The 21,858-nt window shown below is 33.3% G+C and carries 21 protein-coding genes; 19 read left to right on the top strand and 2 right to left on the bottom strand.

Annotated elements, in window-relative coordinates:
* The first annotated feature begins 1 nt into the window (after nt 1).
* From ABD859_RS05885 to dusB, 19 genes are all read left to right on the top strand, one after another.
* A complete protein-coding gene (locus ABD859_RS05885) occupies nt 2-1,006 on the top strand; it encodes a virulence RhuM family protein (RefSeq protein ID WP_345141548.1) in 1,005 nt (334 codons plus the stop codon).
* Between the two features lie 31 nt (nt 1,007-1,037).
* Complete coding sequence (locus tag ABD859_RS05880) at nt 1,038-1,655, top strand: 3-oxoacyl-ACP synthase (RefSeq protein WP_345141545.1); 618 nt, start codon at nt 1,038-1,040, stop codon at nt 1,653-1,655.
* A 2-nt stretch (nt 1,656-1,657) separates the two neighbouring features.
* On the top strand, nt 1,658-1,915 hold the full coding sequence (locus ABD859_RS05875) for a phosphopantetheine-binding protein (RefSeq protein ID WP_345141542.1): 258 nt from the start codon (nt 1,658-1,660) through the stop codon (nt 1,913-1,915).
* 97 nt (nt 1,916-2,012) lie between these two features.
* Nucleotides 2,013-3,209, top strand: coding sequence for a beta-ketoacyl-[acyl-carrier-protein] synthase family protein (locus ABD859_RS05870; RefSeq protein ID WP_345141540.1), 1,197 nt, complete (start codon nt 2,013-2,015; stop codon nt 3,207-3,209).
* A complete protein-coding gene (locus ABD859_RS05865) occupies nt 3,209-4,273 on the top strand; it encodes a beta-ketoacyl synthase N-terminal-like domain-containing protein (protein ID WP_345141538.1) in 1,065 nt (354 codons plus the stop codon). Before ABD859_RS05870 ends, ABD859_RS05865 begins: the two co-directional genes overlap by 1 nt.
* Entirely contained in the window at nt 4,270-5,046 is a 777-nt protein-coding gene (locus tag ABD859_RS05860) for a polysaccharide deacetylase family protein (protein WP_345141536.1), read from the top strand. Before ABD859_RS05865 ends, ABD859_RS05860 begins: the two co-directional genes overlap by 4 nt.
* Nucleotides 5,036-5,668: a flexirubin biosynthesis/transport protein LolA2 gene (lolA2, locus tag ABD859_RS05855; RefSeq protein ID WP_345141533.1), complete on the top strand. Its 633-nt coding sequence runs from the start codon at nt 5,036-5,038 to the stop codon at nt 5,666-5,668. Before ABD859_RS05860 ends, lolA2 begins: the two co-directional genes overlap by 11 nt.
* The gene (lolB2, locus tag ABD859_RS05850) at nt 5,634-6,269 is read left to right on the top strand and encodes a flexirubin biosynthesis protein LolB2 (protein WP_345141531.1); all 636 of its coding nucleotides are present in this window, start codon (nt 5,634-5,636) and stop codon (nt 6,267-6,269) included. Before lolA2 ends, lolB2 begins: the two co-directional genes overlap by 35 nt.
* Nucleotides 6,270-6,306: 37 nt before the next feature.
* Nucleotides 6,307-6,909 (top strand): porin family protein, encoded by a 603-nt coding sequence (locus ABD859_RS05845; RefSeq protein ID WP_345141529.1) that lies wholly within the window; start codon nt 6,307-6,309, stop codon nt 6,907-6,909.
* Complete coding sequence (locus ABD859_RS05840; RefSeq protein ID WP_345141527.1) at nt 6,909-7,526, top strand: outer membrane beta-barrel protein; 618 nt, start codon at nt 6,909-6,911, stop codon at nt 7,524-7,526. Before ABD859_RS05845 ends, ABD859_RS05840 begins: the two co-directional genes overlap by 1 nt.
* Nucleotides 7,527-7,531: 5 nt before the next feature.
* The gene (locus ABD859_RS05835; RefSeq protein ID WP_345141524.1) at nt 7,532-8,164 is read left to right on the top strand and encodes an outer membrane beta-barrel protein; all 633 of its coding nucleotides are present in this window, start codon (nt 7,532-7,534) and stop codon (nt 8,162-8,164) included.
* Nucleotides 8,165-8,178: 14 nt separating this feature from the next.
* Nucleotides 8,179-8,550, top strand: coding sequence for an ApeI family dehydratase (locus ABD859_RS05830; protein WP_345141522.1), 372 nt, complete (start codon nt 8,179-8,181; stop codon nt 8,548-8,550).
* A gap of 2 nt (nt 8,551-8,552) precedes the next feature.
* Nucleotides 8,553-9,038, top strand: a complete 486-nt coding sequence (locus ABD859_RS05825; RefSeq protein ID WP_345141520.1) for a hypothetical protein — start codon at nt 8,553-8,555, stop codon at nt 9,036-9,038.
* A 19-nt stretch (nt 9,039-9,057) separates the two neighbouring features.
* The gene (locus ABD859_RS05820; protein ID WP_345141518.1) at nt 9,058-10,242 is read left to right on the top strand and encodes a DUF2062 domain-containing protein; all 1,185 of its coding nucleotides are present in this window, start codon (nt 9,058-9,060) and stop codon (nt 10,240-10,242) included.
* A gap of 153 nt (nt 10,243-10,395) precedes the next feature.
* Nucleotides 10,396-14,076, top strand: a complete 3,681-nt coding sequence (locus ABD859_RS05815; protein ID WP_345141516.1) for an MMPL family transporter — start codon at nt 10,396-10,398, stop codon at nt 14,074-14,076.
* Complete coding sequence (locus tag ABD859_RS05810; RefSeq protein ID WP_345141513.1) at nt 14,076-15,593, top strand: phytoene desaturase family protein; 1,518 nt, start codon at nt 14,076-14,078, stop codon at nt 15,591-15,593. The genes ABD859_RS05815 and ABD859_RS05810 overlap by 1 nt, the downstream gene beginning before the upstream one ends.
* A 6-nt stretch (nt 15,594-15,599) precedes the next feature.
* Entirely contained in the window at nt 15,600-17,264 is a 1,665-nt protein-coding gene (locus ABD859_RS05805; RefSeq protein ID WP_345141512.1) for a C45 family autoproteolytic acyltransferase/hydrolase, read from the top strand.
* Nucleotides 17,261-18,550, top strand: a complete 1,290-nt coding sequence (flxY, locus tag ABD859_RS05800; RefSeq protein ID WP_345141511.1) for a flexirubin biosynthesis putative acyl-CoA ligase FlxY — start codon at nt 17,261-17,263, stop codon at nt 18,548-18,550. Before ABD859_RS05805 ends, flxY begins: the two co-directional genes overlap by 4 nt.
* A gap of 136 nt (nt 18,551-18,686) precedes the next feature.
* Nucleotides 18,687-19,679: a tRNA dihydrouridine synthase DusB gene (gene dusB, locus ABD859_RS05795; protein ID WP_345141508.1), complete on the top strand. Its 993-nt coding sequence runs from the start codon at nt 18,687-18,689 to the stop codon at nt 19,677-19,679.
* A gap of 54 nt (nt 19,680-19,733) precedes the next feature.
* On the opposite strand, the gene ABD859_RS05790 is transcribed toward dusB, so the two are convergent.
* Both ABD859_RS05790 and ABD859_RS05785 read right to left on the bottom strand, forming a co-directional pair.
* Nucleotides 19,734-20,336: an N-acetylmuramoyl-L-alanine amidase family protein gene (locus ABD859_RS05790; protein ID WP_345141505.1), complete on the bottom strand. Its 603-nt coding sequence runs from the start codon at nt 20,334-20,336 to the stop codon at nt 19,734-19,736.
* A gap of 59 nt (nt 20,337-20,395) precedes the next feature.
* Nucleotides 20,396-21,823 carry an MATE family efflux transporter gene (locus ABD859_RS05785; protein WP_345141503.1) on the bottom strand — a complete coding sequence of 476 codons (1,428 nt, stop codon included), beginning with the start codon at nt 21,821-21,823 and terminating at the stop codon, nt 20,396-20,398.
* Between the last annotated feature and the right edge of the window lie 35 nt (nt 21,824-21,858).

Genomic DNA, 21,858 nt, shown 5'->3' with positions numbered 1-21,858 from the left:
TATGGAGAATAATGAAACAAAATTTTTAATTTATGATAATCCTAACGGTAAGGTAAAAGTTGATGTTGTTATACAAGATGAAAATCTGTGGCTCACACAAAATGCTATGGCTGAATTGTTTGACACAACTCATCAGAATATTTCTTTGCATTTAAAAAATATTTTTGAATCTGAAGAATTGGAGGAAAATTCAACCTTCAAGGAAATCTTGAGAGTTCAAAAAGAAGGTAATCGCCAAGTTTCCAGAAATCAAAAATTTTACAATCTTGATGCAATCATTTCCGTTGGTTACCGTGTAAATTCAAGTAAAGCAACTCAATTTAGAATTTGGGCAACTCAAACTCTAAAAGAATATATTATTAAAGGTTTTGTTTTAGATGACGAACGTTTAAAACAAGGACAAACAGTTTTTGGTAAAGATTATTTTAAAGAGTTATTACGCAGAGTTCGTTCTATTCGTGCAAGCGAGCGTAGAATTTATCAGCAAGTAAGCGATATTTTTGCTGAATGCAGTATAGATTATGATAAAAATTCAGAGACAACAAAGAATTTTTATGCTATGGTTCAAAATAAGTTTCATTTTGCTATAACAGGAAATACAGCTGCAGAAATAATTTACAATAATACTGACAAAACTAAAGATAATATGGGACTCACTACCTGGAAAAATGCTCCAGATGGAAGAATCATAAAATCTGATGTAATTGTTGCTAAAAACTATTTACAAGAAAAAGAAATAAGTCAACTGGAGAGAACTGTAACTGGTTACTTTGATTACATTGAAGGTTTGATTGAGAGGGAAAATACATTCACGATGGAGCAACTGGCCACAAGTGTTAATAAATTTCTCTCTTTTAACGAATACAAAATTTTAGAAGGAAAAGGCAAAATTTCAAAACTTCAAGCTGATAAAAAAGCAATTATGGAATATGATGAGTTTAATAAAACTCAAAAAATTATTTCCGATTTTGATAAAGAAATAAAACAAATTGGAAAGAAAAAATAACGTTTTATATTGATATTCTTCTTTAACAAAAATGACTCAAAACAAAACATACATACAATCCTATATCCAAATCGAAAACAACGAAATTGTTCTCAACGGAGAATCTGTTTTCAAAATTGAACCAACAGATTTTGCTGATTTCTCTAAACAAGCGTATCGTAATTTTGAAATGCAGTATCCAAAGTTTTTCAAAATGGATGCTTTGAGCAAACTTGCTTTTTTAGGATCAGAACTGCTTTTAAGTCCGATTACCTCAACGGAACAGGAAAATAATATCGCTTTGGTTTTGGCTAATAAATCGTCTAGTTTAGATACCGATGTAAAATATCAGGAATCAATTTCAGATAAAGAAAACTATTTTCCGAGTCCAGCAGTTTTTGTTTACACACTGCCAAATATATGTCTGGGCGAAATAAGTATTCGTCATCAGCTGAAAAGTGAAAATTCTTTCTTTATATTTGACACCTTTAATACCGAATTTATGTCGAATTATTCGAATATTCTTTTGAATACCAATAAGGCAGATACAGTTTTGTGCGGCTGGGTAGAATTTTTCAATGACAATTATAAAGCTTTTCTTTGCACCATAAATGCCAAAGAAAACTCAGAATATAAAAACGAAACTATCAATACATTATACAATAAATAATCATGGAAGCATTAAAAGAAGAATTAAAAAACAAAATCATTACTACTTTAAACCTTGAAGATATCGCAGTTGAAGACATTGCAGATAACGATCCATTGTTTGGAGACGGTTTAGGTTTAGACTCGATTGATGCACTTGAATTGATCGTGATTTTAGATAAAGATTACGGAATTAAATTAGTTGATCCGAAAGAAGGAAAATCAATTTTCCAGTCTATCGAAACTATGGCTGCGTATATCGACGCTAACAGAACTAAATAATATTGTAGATTTTAGCCTTAAGATTTTAGATTTCTTATACCGAAATCTAAAATCTAAAAGCGTAATCTAAAATCATAAATCTAAATTCTAAAATTAGATGAAAGGTGTTGCTATAACGGGAATGGGAATTATTTCTGCAATCGGGAATTCGGTTGAAGAAAATTACATTTCACTGATCGAAAATAAAATCGGTGTTTCCCGTATTCAAAATATTTCGACTGTTCACGCAGATGTAATCAAAGTTGGCGAAATCAAAAAAACCAACGATGAGCTCATCAATGAACTTGAGTTAAACGAGAATAATAATTTCTCAAGAACCGCTATGATTGGTACTTTGGCAGCAAAACAAGCTGTTCAAAATGCCGGCATTACCTCTATCAATGAATTTAGAACCGGACTTATTTCGGCTACAAGCGTAGGCGGCATGGATATGACCGAAAAACATTATTACGATTATTTCGAAAAACCGGAACTGGTAAAATATATTACCTGTCACGACGGCGGTGATGTAGCTGAAAAAATTGCCGAAGAATTAGGTTTAAAAGGAATGGTTTCTACCATTAGTACAGCTTGTTCTTCTGCAGCAAACTCAATTATGCTGGGAGCGAGGCTAATTAAAACCGGAAAATTAGATCGTGTAATTGTAGGCGGAGCCGATGCTTTGGCAAAATTCACCATCAACGGATTTAAAACCCTGATGATTTTATCTGACGATTACAACAAACCTTTCGACAATAACAGAAAAGGGTTAAATCTTGGAGAAGCTGCTGCTTTTTTGGTTTTGGAATCTGATGAAATTGTAGAAAAACAAAATAAAAAAGTACTGGCAAGAGTTTCTGGTTATGGAAATGCAAACGACGCTTATCATCAGACTGCTTCTTCAGAAAACGGAGACGGTGCCTATCTGGCAATGAAAAAAGCATTTGAGGTTTCAGGTTTACAGCCTTCTCAAATTGATTACATCAACGTACACGGAACAGCAACGCCAAACAACGATTTATCTGAAGGAAGAGCTATAAACCGTATTTACAACGGCGAAAATGTTCCCGATTTTAGTTCTACAAAACCGTTTACAGGACACACTTTAGCCGCAGCTGCTGCGATTGAAGCTGTTTACAGTGTTTTAGCCATTCAAAATAATTTGGTGTACCCTAATTTGAATTTTGAAACTCAAATGGAAGAATTCGATTTAACACCGCAGACTTCTTTAAAAAATAAAAATATCGAACACGTTTTATCTAACTCTTTTGGTTTTGGAGGAAACTGCTCAACTCTTATATTTTCAAAAAGCTAATGACAAAAAAAACATATATAAATGGAGTAGGCTGTATTTCGACTCAAAAAACATTTGATACTGTTTTTTTAGAAGAAGCTCAGGTAAATCATGACGAAAATGTGCTGGCTATTGTTACGCCGGCATACAAAGAATATATTTCGCCTGCTGCCAGCCGAAGAATGGCAAAAGGTGTAAAAAACGGAATCGTAGCTTCGGCATTAGCCATGAAAGATGCTAATACTGAAAACGTTGATGCCATTATTACCGGAACTGGTTTAGGCTGTATCGAAGATTCTGAAAAATTCCTAAAAAGCATTTTAGATAATAAAGAAGAATTTTTAACACCAACATCTTTTATTCAGTCAACTCACAATACTGTTGGTGCGCAGATTGCTCTTTTACAGCAATGTAAAGGATATAATTTTACGTATGTAAATGGCGCCGTTTCTTTTGAATCAGCATTGATTGATGCAAAAATGCAAATCGAAGAAGACGAAGCTAATTCAATTTTAGTGGGCGGTGTCGATGAAAACGGTGATTATACAACTGCACTTTTCAAATTAAACGGACGTATTAAACAAGACAATCAGGCTCCTTATGATGTTTTAATTTCTAAAACAAGCGGTGCCGTTTACGGAGAAGGCGCGAGTTTTTTTGTTCTAGAAAATGAAAGAAAAGAAAACACGTATGCTGAACTTGTGGATGTTTACATTATAAATACGCTCGAAGAAAACGAAGTTGAATCTGCAATGAACTCTTTTTTGAAATCAAATAATGTAGAGGTTTCAGATATTGATGCTGTTGTTTTGGGTTTTGACGGAAATGCTGATTTCGAAAACTATTATAAAAATCTTGCCGAAAATACTTTTGCACAAACACCGGTTTTGTATTACAAACATTTAAGCGGCGAATATGATACGGCTTCGGCTTTTGCTTTTTGGATGGCTTCAAAAGTTTTAAAAACACAGGAAATTCCTGAAATTGTAAAAGTAAATAAAGTTACAAAACCAGCTTACAAAACCATTTTATTGTACAACCAGTTAAACGGAAAAAATCATAGTTTTACGCTGCTGTCAAAATGATAACGCATAAAAACATATCGATATTTTTTATCTTTCTGTTGCTTTTATTGTTTCTGCTGAATCTGTATATCGCAATTCATTTTATATGGTTTGTGGTTATAATTCTGGTATGGCTTGGAATTAACGCTTTCGGTTCATCCAGAATTTCTTCTAATTATCATGTAAAAGCGTATTGTAATAATCCTTCTGAAACGGAAAAAAAAATTGCTCTTACTTTTGACGACGGACCAAGCATTTATACTTTAGAAGTTTTAGAACTTCTGAAAAAATACAATGCAAAAGCGGCATTTTTCTGTATTGGAAAAAATATCGAACAGCATCCTGAAATCCTTAAAAAAGTAATTTCCGAAGGCCATTTAGTGGGAAATCATTCCTATTCGCATTCTAAATTTTTTGATTTCTATAATGCTAAAAAAATAACCGAAGAAATTCAAAAAACCGATCAGCTGCTGGAAAAATTCACTGCTGGAAAAATCAACTTTTTTCGTCCGCCTTACGGAGTTACAACACCGTCAATTCGTAGAGCTTTAAAAATTACCGGACATAAAACAATTGGCTGGAATATTCGTTCTCTTGATGGAGGAACTCAAAATCAGGAATTGATTTTAAACCGAATGATTAAACATATTTCTCCGGGCGGAATTGTACTTTTGCATGATACCGGATCGCACTCTGTTTTGGTATTGGAACAGTTTTTGCAATTTTTACAGCAAAATAATTATCAGGTCGTTTCGATCGAAGAACTTTTGAATCTTAAAGCTTATGCGAACTAAAATATATCTATTCTTATTTTTAATTCTTTGCGGTTTCAACGTATCGGCACAAGAACAAAAAATGACCGCGGCAGAAATATCTCAATTTAAAGAAGATGTAAATGTTGTCGCAAAAAAAATCAAAACCTTAAGTACTGATTTTGTTCAGTATAAACATTTGGATTTCTTATCTAAAGATATTGAAACTTCGGGAAAAATGGTTTTTAAAGAACCTGCTCTTCTTCAATGGCAGTATAAAAAACCATACAATTACAGCATTACTTTTAAAAACGGAAAAATCCTGATTAACGATGAAGGCAAGAAAAGTGCTGTTGACATTGGCGACAGTAAAATTTTTGCCCGAATTAATAAATTAATTGTAGGAAGTGTAAGCGGTAATATGTTTGACGACAAAGAATTTACGATTTCGTATTTTAAACTAAAAGGTCAAAATCTGGCGAAATTTATTCCGAAAGATGTTACGCTGAAAAAATACATCAAACAAATTGAACTGACTTTTGATAAAGAAGAAGCAACTGTGGTTCAGGTAAAACTATTAGAATCATCTGAAGATTATACTCGAATTGTACTTAAAAATAAAGTAATCAATGCAAAAATCGACGATTCAGTTTTTACTAATTAACTGCTTTCTGGCAGTTTTTTTAATTTCTTGCGGCTCTGTCACAAAAAATTATACCTCTAAAAAATTAGACAAAACGTCTTACACCGTTCCGTATTTTGCTGATTCTAAAACGGATTATGTTTACAAAACCAACATCAGCGTTTACGGAAATGAATTATCGGGAATTTTTATTGCCAAGAAAATAAACGACACCACGCACCGAATTGTTTTTACAACCGAATTTGGAAATAAATTAATGGATTTCGAGATTTCGGAAAACGAGTTTAAAGTCAATTCGATTGTTTCAGAATTAGACCGAAAAATATTGATTAATACTTTAAAAGAAGATTTTCGTCTGCTTCTAAAAAAACAATATTTGATTCAGGAACAATTTGAAAACGAAACATCAGACATTTATAAGTCAGCCGATGGAAAACGTGATAATTATATTTTTATATCAAAAAATGATCAAAAATTAGAAAAGATCGTTCATTCATCAAAAACAAAAGAAAAATTTACACTACTTTTCAATTCAGAAAACAATATTTTTGCTGAGAAGATTCAAATCATCCACCAAAATATCAAATTGAAAATTGAGTTAAATTATTTTAAGTCAGAATAAAAATTTAAAATAACCATAAAACTAAACTAATCAAAAGATGAAAAAAATAACCTTAATTGTATTTGTTTTATTTATTGGGATTCAATCCCAAGCACAAATAAAAGTTAGTCCCGGACTTAGAGGCGGTTTAAATTTTTCAACATTAACCAATATTGATGATAATAGAACTAAAACCGATTTTTATGTGGGTGGATTAGTGAACATTAAATTTAATAAATATTTTTCGTTACAACCTGAACTTACCTATTCCAGACAAGGAGATGAAGGGAGAGAATATCTTGGAAACGGTTATAATTATCGTTACGTAAATTACGAATTAAACTACTTAACACTTGGGGCGGTTGCAAAATTTAATGTTGGCGGTAAAGGTTTTCATCTTTTAGCAGGTCCGTCTTTAGATTTTAAAATTTCTGATAATTACATTAACAGCAGCCCTGAAAATTTTGACCTTGCTATTGTTGGAGGTATTGGATATACATTGCCAAACGGATTAACGTTTGAAGCCAGAATTAAACAAGGATTAATTGATATTTATGGTTACGACGGGATTAATTATGATAATGACGATTATTATTACAATGACGTAATTTTAAATCAGGTTTTCCAAATTGGTATCAGTTATACTTTTAAAACAAAATAATGCGTTCAAAAAAATCAATACTTATTTTATTTGTTTTTTTTGCGATTGCAAATCTTCAGGCTCAGGTAAATTTTAAACCCGGTTTAAGAGGAGGTTTGTCTTTATCGACTATTTCAGAAATGCACGCTGATTACAGACCTGATTTTTATTTTGGTGGTTTTGGAGAAATCAATCTTACCAAAAAATATGCCCTTCAGCCTGAAATAACGTATGTAAAACAAGGATCTAATAATGTTGCAAGAAATTATTATGACCCCGTTACAGATACTGATCAAGTCGCTTATCAGGATTTAAGACTGGATTATTTATCTCTTTCCATGATCAACAAATTTACTTTTGGACAAGGATTTCAGGTATTATTTGGGCCTTCTCTGGATGTTCGTCTAAGTGATAATTTGGTAAGACGAAAAAACTATAATGATTTTGCTTTTAATGTAGGTCTTGGTTATCGTATGCCTTCCGGACTTGCTTTCGATTTTCGTCTTAAAAAAGGTTTTCTGGATATTCTGGACAGCGATTATTATACAAACGATTCAAATAATCATTATTTATTTGGTGATTATAATACAAATATTAATTTTCAAATAGGAATTAGTTACTCTTTTAAAACAAAATAATATACATGAAAAAAATCATTGCATTCGTTTTCCTATTTGGAGTTTTATCATCTCAGGCACAAGTAACATTTAGACCTGGAATTCAAGCAGGTTTAAATTTAGCAAAATTAACAAGCACAGAACTGGGCATAAAACCTGATTTTTATATTGGTGGATTTGGAGCTTTGAGGATTTCAAAATTATACACTTTGCAGCCTGAACTAACTTATTCCAGACAAGGCGGAAAGGGAAATCAAGTCGTGGGAACTCAAACTACTTATAATCCCCAAACTAATATGTATACTAATTCAGTTGTTAGTGCCGATGTCAATGCTTCTTTGCAATATATTTCTGCAATAACAATTAATAAATTTAATTTTAATGAAAATTTATACGCCTTGGTTGGGCCATTTTTTGATATACTAGTTGCAGATGACTTTAAAACAAATCCTGAAGGTCTGGAGAGAAATTTTTCAAAAGGACAAGATATTGATTTAGGTATTGTTGCTGGTTGTGGTTATAGTTTCAATCAAAATATTGCAATTGAAGCAAGAGTAAAAAAAGGATTAACCGATGCCTATATTAATCAATATGTGTATAGCGATAGTACTAATAATTTAGTATTTCAGTTTGGTGCCGCGTATACATTCGGAAAATAAAAAAAAATAAAATTATGGTTCTAAAAGACTTTTACGAAGTACTTTCACAAGAAAAAACTGGCGATACTAAATTTAATATTCGTATATTAGTTAATGCCAATCATGAGGTTTTTAAAGGTCATTTTCCTGGAAACCCAATTATGCCGGGCGTTTGCATGATTCAGATTATTAAAGAACTGACAGAAACAATTACTCAAAGTTCATTAATGATCCAGACTTTGTCTAATGTAAAATTCATGGCATTAATTAATCCGGAAATCAATCCGGAGCTTCTTTTAGAACTTGACATTACAACCACAGAAGATGATTTGGTAAAGGTGAAAAACACCACATATTTTAACGAAACCACAGCTTTAAAATTAAGCAATGTGTATAAAAAATTATAATTATGAAATTACTAGTATCATTACTTTTATGGATCGGATTTGCCAATACTCCGGATTTGGCATCGATCAGAAAAATTTATCCTGATGTTGCAAAATCTGAAGCTAATGCCAAAGAGTTTACAGAAAAACTTTCTGGCGTGTCTAACAACGACGAGAAAATTTTAGTGGCTTATAAAGCTGCTTCAATCTTGGTAGATTCTAAATTTGAAAGCATTATGGGAAGTAAAATTTCACGCTTTAAAGAAGGTGCAAAACTTCTGGAAGCAACCCTTAAGAGCGATCCAAATAACATCGAAATTCGAATGATCAGACTAAGCATTCAGGAAGATGTTCCGGGAATTACCGGCTATAAAAAAAATATTAAAGAAGATAAAAAATTCATAACTGAACATTATCCTGCACAAAGCGGAGCCTTAAAAGAGTATCTTAAAGACTTTGTACTGCAGTCTAAAAGTTTCTCTGAAAAAGAGAAACAATTTGTGAAGTAAGCTGCATAAAAATTCTTCAATGAAACCTATTTTATCAAAACAGGATCTTCTGGATTCAATTTCTTTTTGTGTGATTGTACCAACATACAATAATCAGAAAACATTAAAAAGAGTCTTAGATTCTATTTTAGATTTTACTTCAAATATTATTATTGTCAACGACGGTTCTACTGATGAAACGGGCGACATTTTAAAACAATATTCGCAGCTGACTCAAATTCACCATCCTAAAAATATGGGAAAGGGACGAGCGCTGCGAAATGGTTTTAGAAAAGCCATTGAACAAAATTTCGAATACGCCATCACGATAGATTCTGACGGCCAGCACTTTCCTTCTGATATTCCGGTTTTTCTGGAAGAAATTTACAACGAGCCCAATTCTCTTTTAATTGGAAGCCGAAACATGACACAGGAAAATGTGCCACGAAAAAGCAGTTTCGGAAATAAATTTTCTAATTTCTGGTTTAAGTTCGAAACCGGAATTGTTCTCGAAGACACACAATCTGGGTTTAGATTATATCCTTTAAAATTAATTCCGAAACAATTTTATACCAATAAATTTGAGTTTGAAATTGAAGTAATCGTGCGCTCTGCATGGAAAGGAATTACGGTTAAAAATGTTCCCGTTCAGGTTTTATATGATCCTGCAGAACGCGTTTCACATTTCCGTCCGTTTCAGGATTTTACCAGAATCAGTATTTTAAATACTGTTTTAGTAACCAATACTTTGTTGTATATAAAACCCCGCGATTTCTTTAGGCGGGCAAAAAAAAAAGGTTTTAAAAAATTCTTTTTAGAAGATATTCTGGAAAGCAACGATTCTAATTTTACAAAATCGGCTTCGATTGCTTTAGGAATTTTTATAGGGATTTCTCCTTTTTGGGGATTTCAAACGATACTGCTTTTTACTTTTGCTGCCTTATTCAGGCTAAACAAAGTCATTGCTTTTTTGTCATCAAATGTAAGCTTCCCTCCTTTTATTCCGCTTGTAATTTACGGTTCATTAAAAACAGGAAGTCTTTTTATTTCCAGCGATGCCCCGTTAATTTTAGATAGTTCGGCCACTCTAGACGATATTCAAAAAAACGCTGCACAATATATCGTGGGAAGTCTTATTTTAGCAACCGTTTTAGCACTATCATCCGGGTTAATAAGTTACGTACTTTTAACAGCTTTTAGTTCTAAAAATAAACCAAATATTTAAATTAAGTTTACCCCAGATTAAAAGATTAAACTGATTTTCAAACTATATTAACAACCGTGAATTCACAAATAATTACAAATTAAAAATTCGTGAATTTGCGTTGAAAAAATCCGTAAGAATCCTTTTAATCTGTGGCAAAAAATAATAAAAATCATGCATCAATACTTTTACGCCATTCATTTATTTGTAACCAAAAGAAAATCACTTTCGGTTTTGCTGGCTTTTTTGATGCTTTTGGTATTTGGCTTTTTTGCTTCGCAGATTAAATTTGAAGAAGACATTACCAAACTTATTCCGGCAAATGATAAAGCCGATGCTACAGCAAAAGTTTTAAAACAATTAAATTTTGCCGATAAAACAACCGTTATTTTTAATCTCGAAAAAAACGGTTCTGCCGAAGATTTACAAGAAATGGCTTCGGTCTTTTCAGACAGCGTTTCTAAATCCTGTAAACCTTACATCAGTGGCATTCAGGGAAAAATCGACGAAGAAAATATTCAGGAAACCATTGATTTTGTTTACAATAATCTGCCTCTGTTTCTGGACGATAAAGATTATGCTGCTATCGAAACCAAACTTCAGAAAGACAGTATTGCTGCAACCGTTCAGGGAAATTACAAATCGATTATTTCGCCGTCGGGATTTATTACCAGAGATTTTATTCAGCGTGATCCGTTTGGAATTTCTTTTATTGCTTTAAAAAAGTTACAGCAGTTAAACATTGGCGACGATTTTACACTTGAGAATGGTTTTGTAATGACCAAAGACAAAAAGAAATTACTGCTTTTTATAACATCTGACATTTCATCGAGCGAAACCGAAAAAAACAGCATTTTTGCCGAAAAGCTAAAATCGATTCAGGAAAATTTAAATACACAATTTAAAGGAAAAACATCAGTAAGTTATTTTGGTTCTGCACTTATTGCCGCTGCAAATGCAAAGCAGATTAAAAGCGATATTGTCTTGACAACTTCAATCGCAATGTTTACCTTAATGCTTATTCTGATTTTGTTTTACAGAAAAGTATTAATTCCGTTAATTATATTTCTTCCAACGGTTTTTGGAGGACTTTTTGCCGTTGCATTTTTGTATTTTGTAAAAGAGCAGATCTCCGCAATTTCACTCGGAATTGGATCTATTTTATTAGGAATCACGATCGATTATTCAATTCATATTCTTACGCATTACAAACACAACAGCGATGTAAAAACTTTGTATAAAGATATTACGATGCCGGTTATAATGAGCGGTTCTACAACAGCCGTCGCTTTTTTATGTTTGCTTTTTGTAAAATCAGATGCATTAAATGATCTCGGAATTTTTGCTGCTGTTATCGTTATGGCTTCCGCAATTTTTTCTCTTTTAATTGTACCGCATTTGTACAAACCAAAAGAAAATCCTGCTGATCATAAGAAAAATGTTATCGATAAAATGGCGCATTTTTCATTTCACAACAATAAATTCTTAATCGGATTCTGTGTTATTATTACCATTATCTGCTGTTTTACCTATAATGATGTTGGTTTCAACAACGATTTATCTCAGCTCAATTTTGTACCAAAAGACATTAAAGCTGCCGAAAAACAATTAGAAGAAAGCACAAGTCTTACTTCAAAAACTATTTATGTTGCGGCTTACGGAAAAAGCATGGAAGAAGTGCTGCAAAACAACACAAAGCTTTTCGACGATTTATCTGCAGCAAAACAACAGCATAAAATTTTGAATTTCAGTTCTGTTGGCGGCATTGTACTTTCGCAAACAGCGCAAGAGCAAAAAATAGAAAAATGGAATTCCTTTTGGAATGCTCAGAAAAAACAACTTTTAAAATCAGGATTAATTGCCGAAGGTTCTAAACTAGGATTTAAACCTACAACATACTCTCAATTTTTTGATCATTTAGATTTTGATTTCAAACCTGTTTCTGCTGATGATTATTTAAAAATTCAGGCGCTTCAGTTAAAAGAATTCATAACCGAAAAAAATGGTTTTTATACCATTTCGACTTTAGTAAAAGTATCTCCGCAGCAACGCGACGCCTTTGTAAAATTGGCTTCTGCCAAAGAAAATCTAATTGCAATTGACCGTCAGCAGATGAATGAAACTTTTTTCAGCACTTTAAAAACTGATTTTAATTCGCTTGTAAATTATTCTTTTGTTGCCGTAATCCTGATTTTGTTTTTCTTTTTCAGAAGAATCGAATTGGTCATTATCAGCTGTATTCCAATAGCTTTAACGGGAATTGTCACGGCAGGAATTATGGGCATTTTTGGCATTCAAATGAATATTTTCAGTATGATTGTCTGTACGTTGATTTTTGGTCACGGAGTCGATTTCAGCATTTTTATGACCAGCGCTTTACAAAAAGAATATACCAACGGAAAAAATGAAATTGCCATTTACAGAACCTCGATTATTCTGGCGGTAATTACCACCATTCTGGGAATTGGAGCAATGATTTTTGCCAAACATCCGGCGCTGACTTCTATTTCATCGGTTTCATTAATTGGGGTTTTTGCAGCCTTGATTATTACTTTCATTTTTTATCCTATTCTGTTCAAAGTATTTTTATCGAATCGTCCTAAAAAAGGAAATCCGCCATTTAAATTAAGAACATTTATTCATGGTGTAATTTCGTTTGCCTATTATGGTTTAGGCGGCATTGTAATGTCGATTTTCAGTTTTACGCTCATGCCGATTATTCCGCTTAAAGCGAAAACAAAAATGAAAGCCTTTCGATATGTGGTTTCAAAATTGATGAAATCTGTATTGTATTCAAATCCGTTTATACGCAAAAAAATTGTCAATAATTATCAAGAAACTTTTAAAAAACCAGCTGTAATTATTGCCAATCATTCTTCCTTTATCGACATTTTAGCGATTGGAAGTTTGAGTCCTAAAATTATTTTTCTGGTAAGCGACTGGGTTTACAACTCTCCTATTTTTGGCGGTATTGTTAGAAAAGCGGGTTTTTATCCGGTTTCAGAAGGTATCGAAGGCGGTGTTGAACATTTGCGTAAAAAAGTAGAAGAAGGTTATTCGTTAATGGTTTTTCCGGAAGGAACCCGTTCTGAAAATAATGTTATTAAAAGATTTCATAAAGGCGCTTTCTTTTTAGCCGAAGAATTTAAACTGGACATTATTCCGGTAGTCATTCACGGTGCTTCAGAAGCCATTCCAAAAGGCGATTTTGTCATTCACAAAAGCTGGCTTACACTTACTATTTTAGAAAGAATAGCACCGGAAAATCTTTCGTTTGGAAATAATTACGCCGAAAGAACCAAACAAATCAGCGCGTTCTTTAAAGCAGAATACCGCAAAATTCGTCAGGAACTTGAAGGTCCTGAATATTTCAAAAAAATGCTCATCAACAGTTACGATTATAAGGAAATTGAAATTGGTGACAGTGTCAAAAAAGATTTAAAACAAAATCTGAAAACGTATTATAATCTAAACAAATACATTAATCCAAAAGCAAAAATTCTTCATCTAGGCAATGATTACGGACAATTAGACGTTTTATTGACTTTGCAGGAAGCACAGCGCAAAGTATTTTCTTTTATTAATGATGAAGAAAAAATGCTGGTTGCCAAAACGAATTATTTCCTTGTAAAGAGAAAAATAGTTTATCTGGATAACCTGGAATCAGTAATTGGAGATCAATATGATGTACTTTTAGTTTCTGATGAAAGTTTTAAAGATGAAATCGAAAGATTAACTTTAAATATTTCATCTGTAATTTTAGTGAACTCTTCAGCCTTAAAAAATCAGTTACTCAATTCAGATTTTGAAATAGCAGTTGAAGAAAATAATATAATCGTTTTGAAGAAAAAATAATGAAAGCGCAATACGATGTAGTTATAATTGGCAGTGGTTTAGGCGGACTGGTTTCGTCTATCATTTTGGCTAAAGAAGGCTATAGCGTTTGTGTACTCGAAAAAAACAATCAATACGGTGGAAATCTGCAGACTTTTGTGCGCGATAAAACGATTTTCGATACCGGAATTCATTATATCGGCGGATTAGAAAAAGGACAGAATCTTTATAAATATTTCAAATATTTAGGAATTATCGATAATCTGAATCTGAAAAAATTAGATGAAGATCGTTTCGATATGATTACTTTTGAAGATGATCAAAAGGAATATCCGCATGCACAAGGCTACGAAAATTTTGTAAAACAGCTTGCTGAATTTTTCCCTGACGAAAAAGAAAATCTCGAAAAGTACTGCCAAAAATTACAGGAAACCTGCGATGCATTTCCGCTTTATAATTTAAAGTGGGAAGGAAAATACGACACCGAAATTCTGGAACAAAATGCAAAAGAAATCATAGATTCCTGCACGAAAAACGAAAAGCTGAAAGCTGTTCTTGCAGGTTCAAATTTTTTGTATGCCGGAATTCCAGATAAATCGCCTTTTTACGTTCATGCGCTTTCTGTTAACTCCTACATTCAAAGTTCATGGCGATGCATTAACGGAGGAAGCCAGATTACCAAACAGCTTTTAAAACAGCTGAAAAAATACGGCGGTGAATTTTACAAATACAAAGAAGTTACACGTTTAAATGTAGAAGATAATAAAGTTGTTTCGGCAGATTTAAAAGATGGAACACAAGTCTCGGGTTCGCTTTTTATTTCGAATATCGAGCCTAAAACTACTTTGAAAATGGCAGGCCAGGAAAATTTTAGAAAAGCCTTTTTCAATCGTATTCAAGATCTTGAAGACGTGATTTCGGCTTTTAGTTTGTACATCGTTTTTAAACCGGAAAGTTTTAAATATATCAACCATAATTTTTATCATTTCAAGAATAGTTCTGATGTCTGGACAGCTCAGTATTATGATGAAAATTCATGGCCAAAAAGTTATATGGCGTCTATGAATGCCTCTAAAAAAGAGGAAATCTGGGCAGAAGGCATGACTTTTTTAACCTACATGAAATATAAAGATGTAGAACAATGGGCCGATACTTTTAACACTACTGCAGAAGAAAGCGACCGCGGTGAAAGTTATGAAGATTTTAAAAACCGAAAAGCCGCTAAATTTCTGGATGAAATCGAAATCAAATTTCCCGGAATCAGAAACTGCATAAAATCAATTCATACTTCTACTCCATTATCGTATCGGGATTATATTGGCGGACACAACGGAAATATGTACGGATATGTTAAAGATTCTAATAATCCCATGAAAACCATGATTCCGGTAAAAACTAAGCTGGAAAATCTGTATCTTACGGGCCAAAGTACCAACATGCACGGCGTTCTGGGCGTTACGATTGGAGCCGTAAATACCTGCTCTGAAATTGTTGGAAAAGAATATCTGGTCACTAAAATCAATAAAGAATCTGAGTAAACAATTATGAAAAACCGAGCTTTATTTTTCTTATTTATCGGTTTTTTATTGCTGTTTGTTTCGTGCGGAACATCGAAATCGATGCGCCATAAACCAGATCTTTCACACTACAATTCGGCAAAACCAATTGTTATCAAAAAATCAGATTCGGTTTTTGTATCCGGAAAAAATTCACTTTTAAAAAATAAACAAGGGCTTTGGGAGTTATATGCCGAAGGCGATCCGCTCGAAATTGGTTTAAACACCGGCGCTTTAACGGATTCTCTTTTGAAGAAACAGCAAAAAATTTTCTTCTCAAAAATAAACGATTTTATTCCGTCAAGTTTCCAACAACGTTTATTGCGCCAGTTTTTAAGATGGTACAATCGAAAATTATATTTGAATGTTCCCGAAGAATATCAAACCGAAATCTATGGGGTTTCAGAATATACTTCGGATGAATTTAACAACATCGCACCAAAATATCAGCGTGGTTTGTATCTGCATGGCGCACACGATATTGGGCACGCTTTGCAAGATTTGGCTTTGGTTGGCTGTTCGTCTTTTGCCGTTTGGAACGAAAAAACAGAAGACGGAAGCTTAATTCTAGGACGAAATTTTGACTTTTATGTCAACGATGCTTTCGCAGAAAATAAAATCGTTGCCTTTATAAATCCAAAAGAAGGAAACAAATTTATGATGGTTACCTGGCCGGGAATGGTTGGTGCTGTTTCTGGAATGAATCAGGAAGGTTTAACGGTTACTATTAATGCTTCAAAATCTAAAATTCCGCTTATTGCCAAAACTCCTATTTCTATTGTAACACGCGAAATTTTACAGCACGCCAAGAATATAGACGAGGCAATTGCGATTGCAAAAAAGCGAAAAGTATTTGTTTCTGAATCGATTATGGTGGGAAGTGCCCATGATAATAAAGCGGTTTTAATAGAAGTTTCTCCCAATAAAATGGACGTTTACGATGTTCCAAATACCGATCAGTTAATTTGTTCCAATCATTTTCAGGGCGAAGCTTTTAAAAATGATAGACGAAATCAAGAGCAGATTTTAAACAGTCATTCTGAATATCGCTACGAAAGAATGCAGGAACTTTTGTCTGAAAATAAAAAAGTAAATCCCGAAACTGCTTCTGAAATTCTTCGAAATAAAAACGGTTTAAAAAATATTGAATTAGGTTATGGTTCCGAAAAAGCTCTTAATCAGCTAATGGCACATCATGGCATTATTTTTCAGCCCAAAGAAAAACGGGTATGGGTTTCGGCAAATCCGTATCAGCTGGGTGAATTTGTTTGTTATAATCTTGATTCTGTTTTTGGTGAAAGAAAAAGCGATGTTGAATCTTTTCAAATCGAAAATCTGAATATTGCCAAAGATCCGTTTCTGGAAACTACTGCTTTTCAGAACTATAAAAAATTTAAAATTGAAGATCATAAAATAGATTCGTTTCTGGATAAAAAAGAAACTATTTCACCAGAATTTCTTAACAATTATCAATCATTAAACCCTGATTATTGGGTTGTGTATTATAAAGCAGGATTGTATTTTTACCAAAAAAAAGAATTCAAGCAGGCGCAGCTTAATTTTGAAAAAGCATTGACTAAAGAAATCACTACTTTGCCTGAAAAAGAACAAATTGAAAAATATTTAAAAAAGATCAAAAGAAAATTAAAATGATTCCAGCAATAGAAAAAGATTCTTTAGAAGAAATTAAAATTTTTCAGGAAAAAAAATTAGCCGAACTTTTAACCTATATCAGCGAGAATTCTCCTTTTTATAAAAGACTTTTTGCGGGACAGAATATTGATATTTCAAAAGTAAAAACTCTGGAAGATTTACAGCATTTGCCTATAACTACAAAAGAAGATTTACAACAATATAATGATGATTTTTTGTGTGTTCCGCAGCATAAAGTTATCGATTACGCTTCAACATCAGGAACTTTGGGCGATCCCGTAACATTTGGTTTAACAGATTCTGATCTTGACCGACTGGCTTATAATGAAGCTATTTCATTTGCTTGCGCGGGAATTGCACAAGGCGATGTTGTGCAGTTAATGACCACAATTGACCGAAAATTTATGGCAGGACTGGCCTATTTTCTGGGTCTTCGAAAATTGAAAGTCGGTGTTATTCGTGTAGGTGCCGGAATTCCTGAAATGCAATGGGATTCAATTTTAAAATACAATCCGAGTTATTTAATTACGGTTCCTTCTTTCCTTTTAAAATTAATTGAATACGCCGAAATTCACGGAATCGATTATAATAATTCGAGTATAAAGGGTGCTATTTGTATTGGAGAATCTTTGAGAGAACAGGATTTTTCAATGAATATTTTATCGAAAAAAATTACTGATAAATGGAATATTAAGTTGTATTCAACTTATGCTTCTACTGAAATGAGCACGGCTTTTACAGAATGTGAACATGGAAAAGGCGGGCACCATCATCCGGAATTAATTATTGTTGAAGTCTTAGACGAAAATAATATGCCGGTTAAAAACGGTGAAACGGGCGAACTTACTTTTACAACTTTAGGAATTGAAGCGATGCCTTTACTTCGTTTTAAAACGGGAGATATTGTACAGTTTCACAATGAACCTTGTGAGTGCGGCAGAAATACTTTGCGTGTTGGACCTGTTGTGGGACGTAAAAAACAAATGATTAAGTATAAAGGCACAACGCTTTATCCGCCTGCGATGAATGATGTTTTGAGCAGTTTTGATAATATCGAAAATCACTTGATCGAAATTTCAACCAACGATTTAGGCACAGATGAAATCGTGATTAAAATTGCCGTGAAAAATCAATCTCCTGAATTTCTTCAGGAAATTAAAGATCATTTTAGAGCCAAATTAAGAGTAACGCCTAAAATAGAATTTGCTTCAAAAGAAATCCTGAATCCATTGGTTTTTAACCCAATGAGCAGAAAACCAATTCGATTTTTTGATTATAGGACTTAATAAAGTGACAAAGAAACAAAGATGCAAAGTTACAAAGGCTTAAATTCTGAGTATAAAACCTTTGCAACTATGTCACTTTGCCACTCATATAACGTCAATTCGAAGAAATGTTGTAATTTTGCAAAAAATATAGATGATGGTTAAGATTGGCAATATAGAACTACCCGAATTTCCTTTACTACTTGCACCGATGGAAGATGTGAGTGATCCGCCGTTTCGCAGATTATGCAAAGCGCACGGAGCCGACATGATGTATTCTGAATTCATCTCGTCTGAAGGATTAATTCGCGATGCGATAAAAAGCCGCATGAAGCTGGATATTTTTGATTATGAACGTCCGGTTGGAATTCAGATTTTTGGTGGTGATGAAGAAGCAATGGAAATGTCGTCTAAAATTGTTTCGACTGTAAAACCTGATTTAGTAGATATTAATTTTGGATGTCCGGTAAAAAAAGTGGTTTGCAGAGGTGCCGGAGCCGGGGTTTTAAAAGATGTTGATTTAATGGTTCGCTTAACAAAAGCGGTTATTAAAGGTACTGATTTACCTGTTACGGTAAAAACACGTTTGGGCTGGGATGAAAGTTCTATTAATATTGATGAAGTTGCAGAAAGACTTCAGGATATTGGTGTTCAGGCATTAACAATTCATGCGAGAACCCGCGCTCAAATGTACAAAGGTCATTCTGACTGGTCTCACATTGCCCGAGTAAAAAATAATCCTAGAATTACAATGCCAATTTTCGGAAACGGCGATATCGACAGTCCGGAAAAAGCACTGAAATATAAAAATGAATATGGAATTGACGGCATTATGATTGGCCGTGCAGCAATTGGTTATCCGTGGATTTTTAATGAAATCAAACATTACTTTAAAACTGGTGAACATTTACCTGCTCCAACGGTTATTGATCGTGTAGAAGCTGCCAGAAATCATTTAAAATGGTCTATGGAATGGAAAGGTGAGCGTTTGGGAATTGTAGAAATGCGCCGTCATTACACAAACTATTTTAAAGGAATTCATTCGTTTAAAGAATTCAAACAAAAATTAGTTACAACAGATGAACCTGAAAATCTTTTCGCCATTATGAAAGAAATTGAACAGGTTTATGCAGGATACGAATTTGTTTAAACATAAAAAAAAGACCTTCAATATTGAAGGTCTTTTTTTTATGTTTAAATCATTTTAGTTTAATGATTCTAAGATTTTAGAAGCAATTTCATTTTGCCCGTCTTCACTTGTAATATAGTTTCTATCATTTTCATTTGATAAAAATCCTATTTCTAAATGAACCATGCTGCAATTTGCATACTTTAAGATATGAAATGGAGCTTCATTTATTTGCCTTTTTGAAAGCTTTCCTGTCGAAGTAATTTTGTCTACTGCAATTTCTGCCATTTTTTTAGACTCATCATAAAATGTTTTGTTTGAAGAAATATAGGCACCTACCCCATTAGCTTTCATATTCGAGTTTGCATTAATATGTATAGAAAGTACCAAATCAGGTTTCAACTTATTTATTATTGTAACTCTGTCTGTGAGATTCATACTCATATCGCCATCACGAATCAAAACAATTTCTACATTTTCATTATTATTTTGTTCTTTTATTTTTCTGGCTATGGCTTCTGTTATTGCTTTTTCTTCAAATCCATACAAATCCTTCCCAACATCGTAACCTCCATGACCTGCATCGATTAAAACCACTTTTTTATCTAATGGTTTAAAGGCCATAAATCCTAACACTGCTATACTTAAAACAGCTAAAATTTTAATTTTCGTTTTCATAAATCTATTGTTTTGGTTAAATAGACTTAACGAGTATTTTTAGGAAATATTGTACAAATTTATACTTGAACCCGTTTCCACTTTCCTCTTTTATAGAAAAAGATTCCAGCCAAAGTAATCGCAGTTTCTGCAACCGGAATGGCAATAAAAACGCCTGTTGGTCCCATATTAAAATGTTTCGCTAATACATAAGCTAACGGAATCTGGAACAGCCAAAAACCAAAGAAATTAATTCCGGTTGGTGTCCAGGTATCGCCTGCTCCGTTGAAAGTATTAATGAGAACCATTCCTATTCCGTAGAAAATGAATCCTATGCTCATAATTTGCAAAGCTTCCACAGCAATTATTATATCCATTTTATCATCAATAAAAAAGGAAATAATTGGTTTACTAAAACCTAATGTAATAATCATAATCGAAGCCATAAAAATTACACTATATTTTGCTGTAGTTAAAACCGATTTTTCGGCACGATCGATTTGTTTGGCTCCTAAATTCTGTCCGACTAAAGTTGCTGCAGCATTACTTAATCCCCAAGCCGGAAGTATGAAAAACATCATAATTCTAAGTGCTGTCTGATAACCCGAAGAACCGTGATCGCCTCCTGTTGTGGCTACTAATTGTGCCAGGAAAATCCAGCTGCAGGAAGCAATTACAAATTGTAAAATTCCGGGAGCCGCAATTTTTATTAAAGCTTTGATTTGTGTAAAATCTGGAGCGAAATAAGGTATTTTGATTTTTAAAACTCCGTTTCCAAAAAACAAATGATAAACCTGATATAAAACTCCAATACTTCTTCCGATAGTGGTTGCCAAAGCTGCTCCAATTAATCCAAAAGCCGGAACTGGTCCAAAACCATTAATTAAAATTGGGCATAAAATAATGTTGCAGATATTTGCAATCCACAGACTTTTCATGGCAATTGCCGCATTTCCTGCGCCGCGAAAAATTCCATTTATCAGGAACAAAAGCATAATACACAAACTTGAACCAATCATAATTTGTGTAAATCGATAACCATGTTCTGCTGATACTATGGAAGAACCCATTAAAATCAAAATATCTTTTGCGAAAATAATTCCGAAAATACTCAAAACACTGTTTATTGCAAATGCAATTATAATGGACTGCATTCCGGCTTTTGCTGCAGCAACCGGATCTTTTTCGCCAATTCTTCTGGCTACAACTGCAGTTGTAGCCATACTCATACCAATGGCCAAAGAATATATAATGGTTAAAACTGATTCGGTCAAACCAACGGTTTGAATAGCAAAACTGCTGTGTTCTAAATGACCAACAAAATACAAATCGACTAAGGCAAAAACCGATTCCATCATCATTTCTAAAACCATTGGAATGGCTAATAGAATTACGGCTTTTTTTATACTTCCGGAAGTATAATCAAATGATTCGTCGCCTTTTAAAGCTTGTTTTGTTGTAGTAAAAACTTTGGAAATAAAACTTTCCTTTATAGATGTTTCTGTCATGATATGTTAGGGTAAATGATAAGTCTGGCTCAGAT

It is taken from the genome of Flavobacterium ginsengiterrae, from assembly GCF_039539785.1.
In the GTDB taxonomy this organism is placed as follows: Bacteria; Bacteroidota; Bacteroidia; order Flavobacteriales; family Flavobacteriaceae; genus Flavobacterium; species Flavobacterium ginsengiterrae.
The sequence above is the reverse complement of the archived record's forward strand: the minus strand, read 5'-3'. Positions and strand labels throughout refer to the sequence as shown.

Bases quoted from the DNA above. Each gene is read 5' to 3' on its own strand.
- ABD859_RS05885 (WP_345141548.1), top strand. From the start codon at position 2: ATGGAGAATAATGAAACAAAATTTTTAATTTATGATAATCCTAACGGT.
- ABD859_RS05880 (WP_345141545.1), top strand. From the start codon at position 1,038: ATGACTCAAAACAAAACATACATACAATCCTATATCCAAATCGAAAAC.
- ABD859_RS05875 (WP_345141542.1), top strand. From the start codon at position 1,658: ATGGAAGCATTAAAAGAAGAATTAAAAAACAAAATCATTACTACTTTA.
- ABD859_RS05870 (WP_345141540.1), top strand. From the start codon at position 2,013: ATGAAAGGTGTTGCTATAACGGGAATGGGAATTATTTCTGCAATCGGG.
- ABD859_RS05865 (WP_345141538.1), top strand. From the start codon at position 3,209: ATGACAAAAAAAACATATATAAATGGAGTAGGCTGTATTTCGACTCAA.
- ABD859_RS05860 (WP_345141536.1), top strand. From the start codon at position 4,270: ATGATAACGCATAAAAACATATCGATATTTTTTATCTTTCTGTTGCTT.
- lolA2 (WP_345141533.1), top strand. From the start codon at position 5,036: ATGCGAACTAAAATATATCTATTCTTATTTTTAATTCTTTGCGGTTTC.
- lolB2 (WP_345141531.1), top strand. From the start codon at position 5,634: ATGCAAAAATCGACGATTCAGTTTTTACTAATTAACTGCTTTCTGGCA.
- ABD859_RS05845 (WP_345141529.1), top strand. From the start codon at position 6,307: ATGAAAAAAATAACCTTAATTGTATTTGTTTTATTTATTGGGATTCAA.
- ABD859_RS05840 (WP_345141527.1), top strand. From the start codon at position 6,909: ATGCGTTCAAAAAAATCAATACTTATTTTATTTGTTTTTTTTGCGATT.
- ABD859_RS05835 (WP_345141524.1), top strand. From the start codon at position 7,532: ATGAAAAAAATCATTGCATTCGTTTTCCTATTTGGAGTTTTATCATCT.
- ABD859_RS05830 (WP_345141522.1), top strand. From the start codon at position 8,179: ATGGTTCTAAAAGACTTTTACGAAGTACTTTCACAAGAAAAAACTGGC.
- ABD859_RS05825 (WP_345141520.1), top strand. From the start codon at position 8,553: ATGAAATTACTAGTATCATTACTTTTATGGATCGGATTTGCCAATACT.
- ABD859_RS05820 (WP_345141518.1), top strand. From the start codon at position 9,058: ATGAAACCTATTTTATCAAAACAGGATCTTCTGGATTCAATTTCTTTT.
- ABD859_RS05815 (WP_345141516.1), top strand. From the start codon at position 10,396: ATGCATCAATACTTTTACGCCATTCATTTATTTGTAACCAAAAGAAAA.
- ABD859_RS05810 (WP_345141513.1), top strand. From the start codon at position 14,076: ATGAAAGCGCAATACGATGTAGTTATAATTGGCAGTGGTTTAGGCGGA.
- ABD859_RS05805 (WP_345141512.1), top strand. From the start codon at position 15,600: ATGAAAAACCGAGCTTTATTTTTCTTATTTATCGGTTTTTTATTGCTG.
- flxY (WP_345141511.1), top strand. From the start codon at position 17,261: ATGATTCCAGCAATAGAAAAAGATTCTTTAGAAGAAATTAAAATTTTT.
- dusB (WP_345141508.1), top strand. From the start codon at position 18,687: ATGGTTAAGATTGGCAATATAGAACTACCCGAATTTCCTTTACTACTT.
- ABD859_RS05790 (WP_345141505.1), bottom strand. From the start codon at position 20,336: ATGAAAACGAAAATTAAAATTTTAGCTGTTTTAAGTATAGCAGTGTTA.
- ABD859_RS05785 (WP_345141503.1), bottom strand. From the start codon at position 21,823: ATGACAGAAACATCTATAAAGGAAAGTTTTATTTCCAAAGTTTTTACT.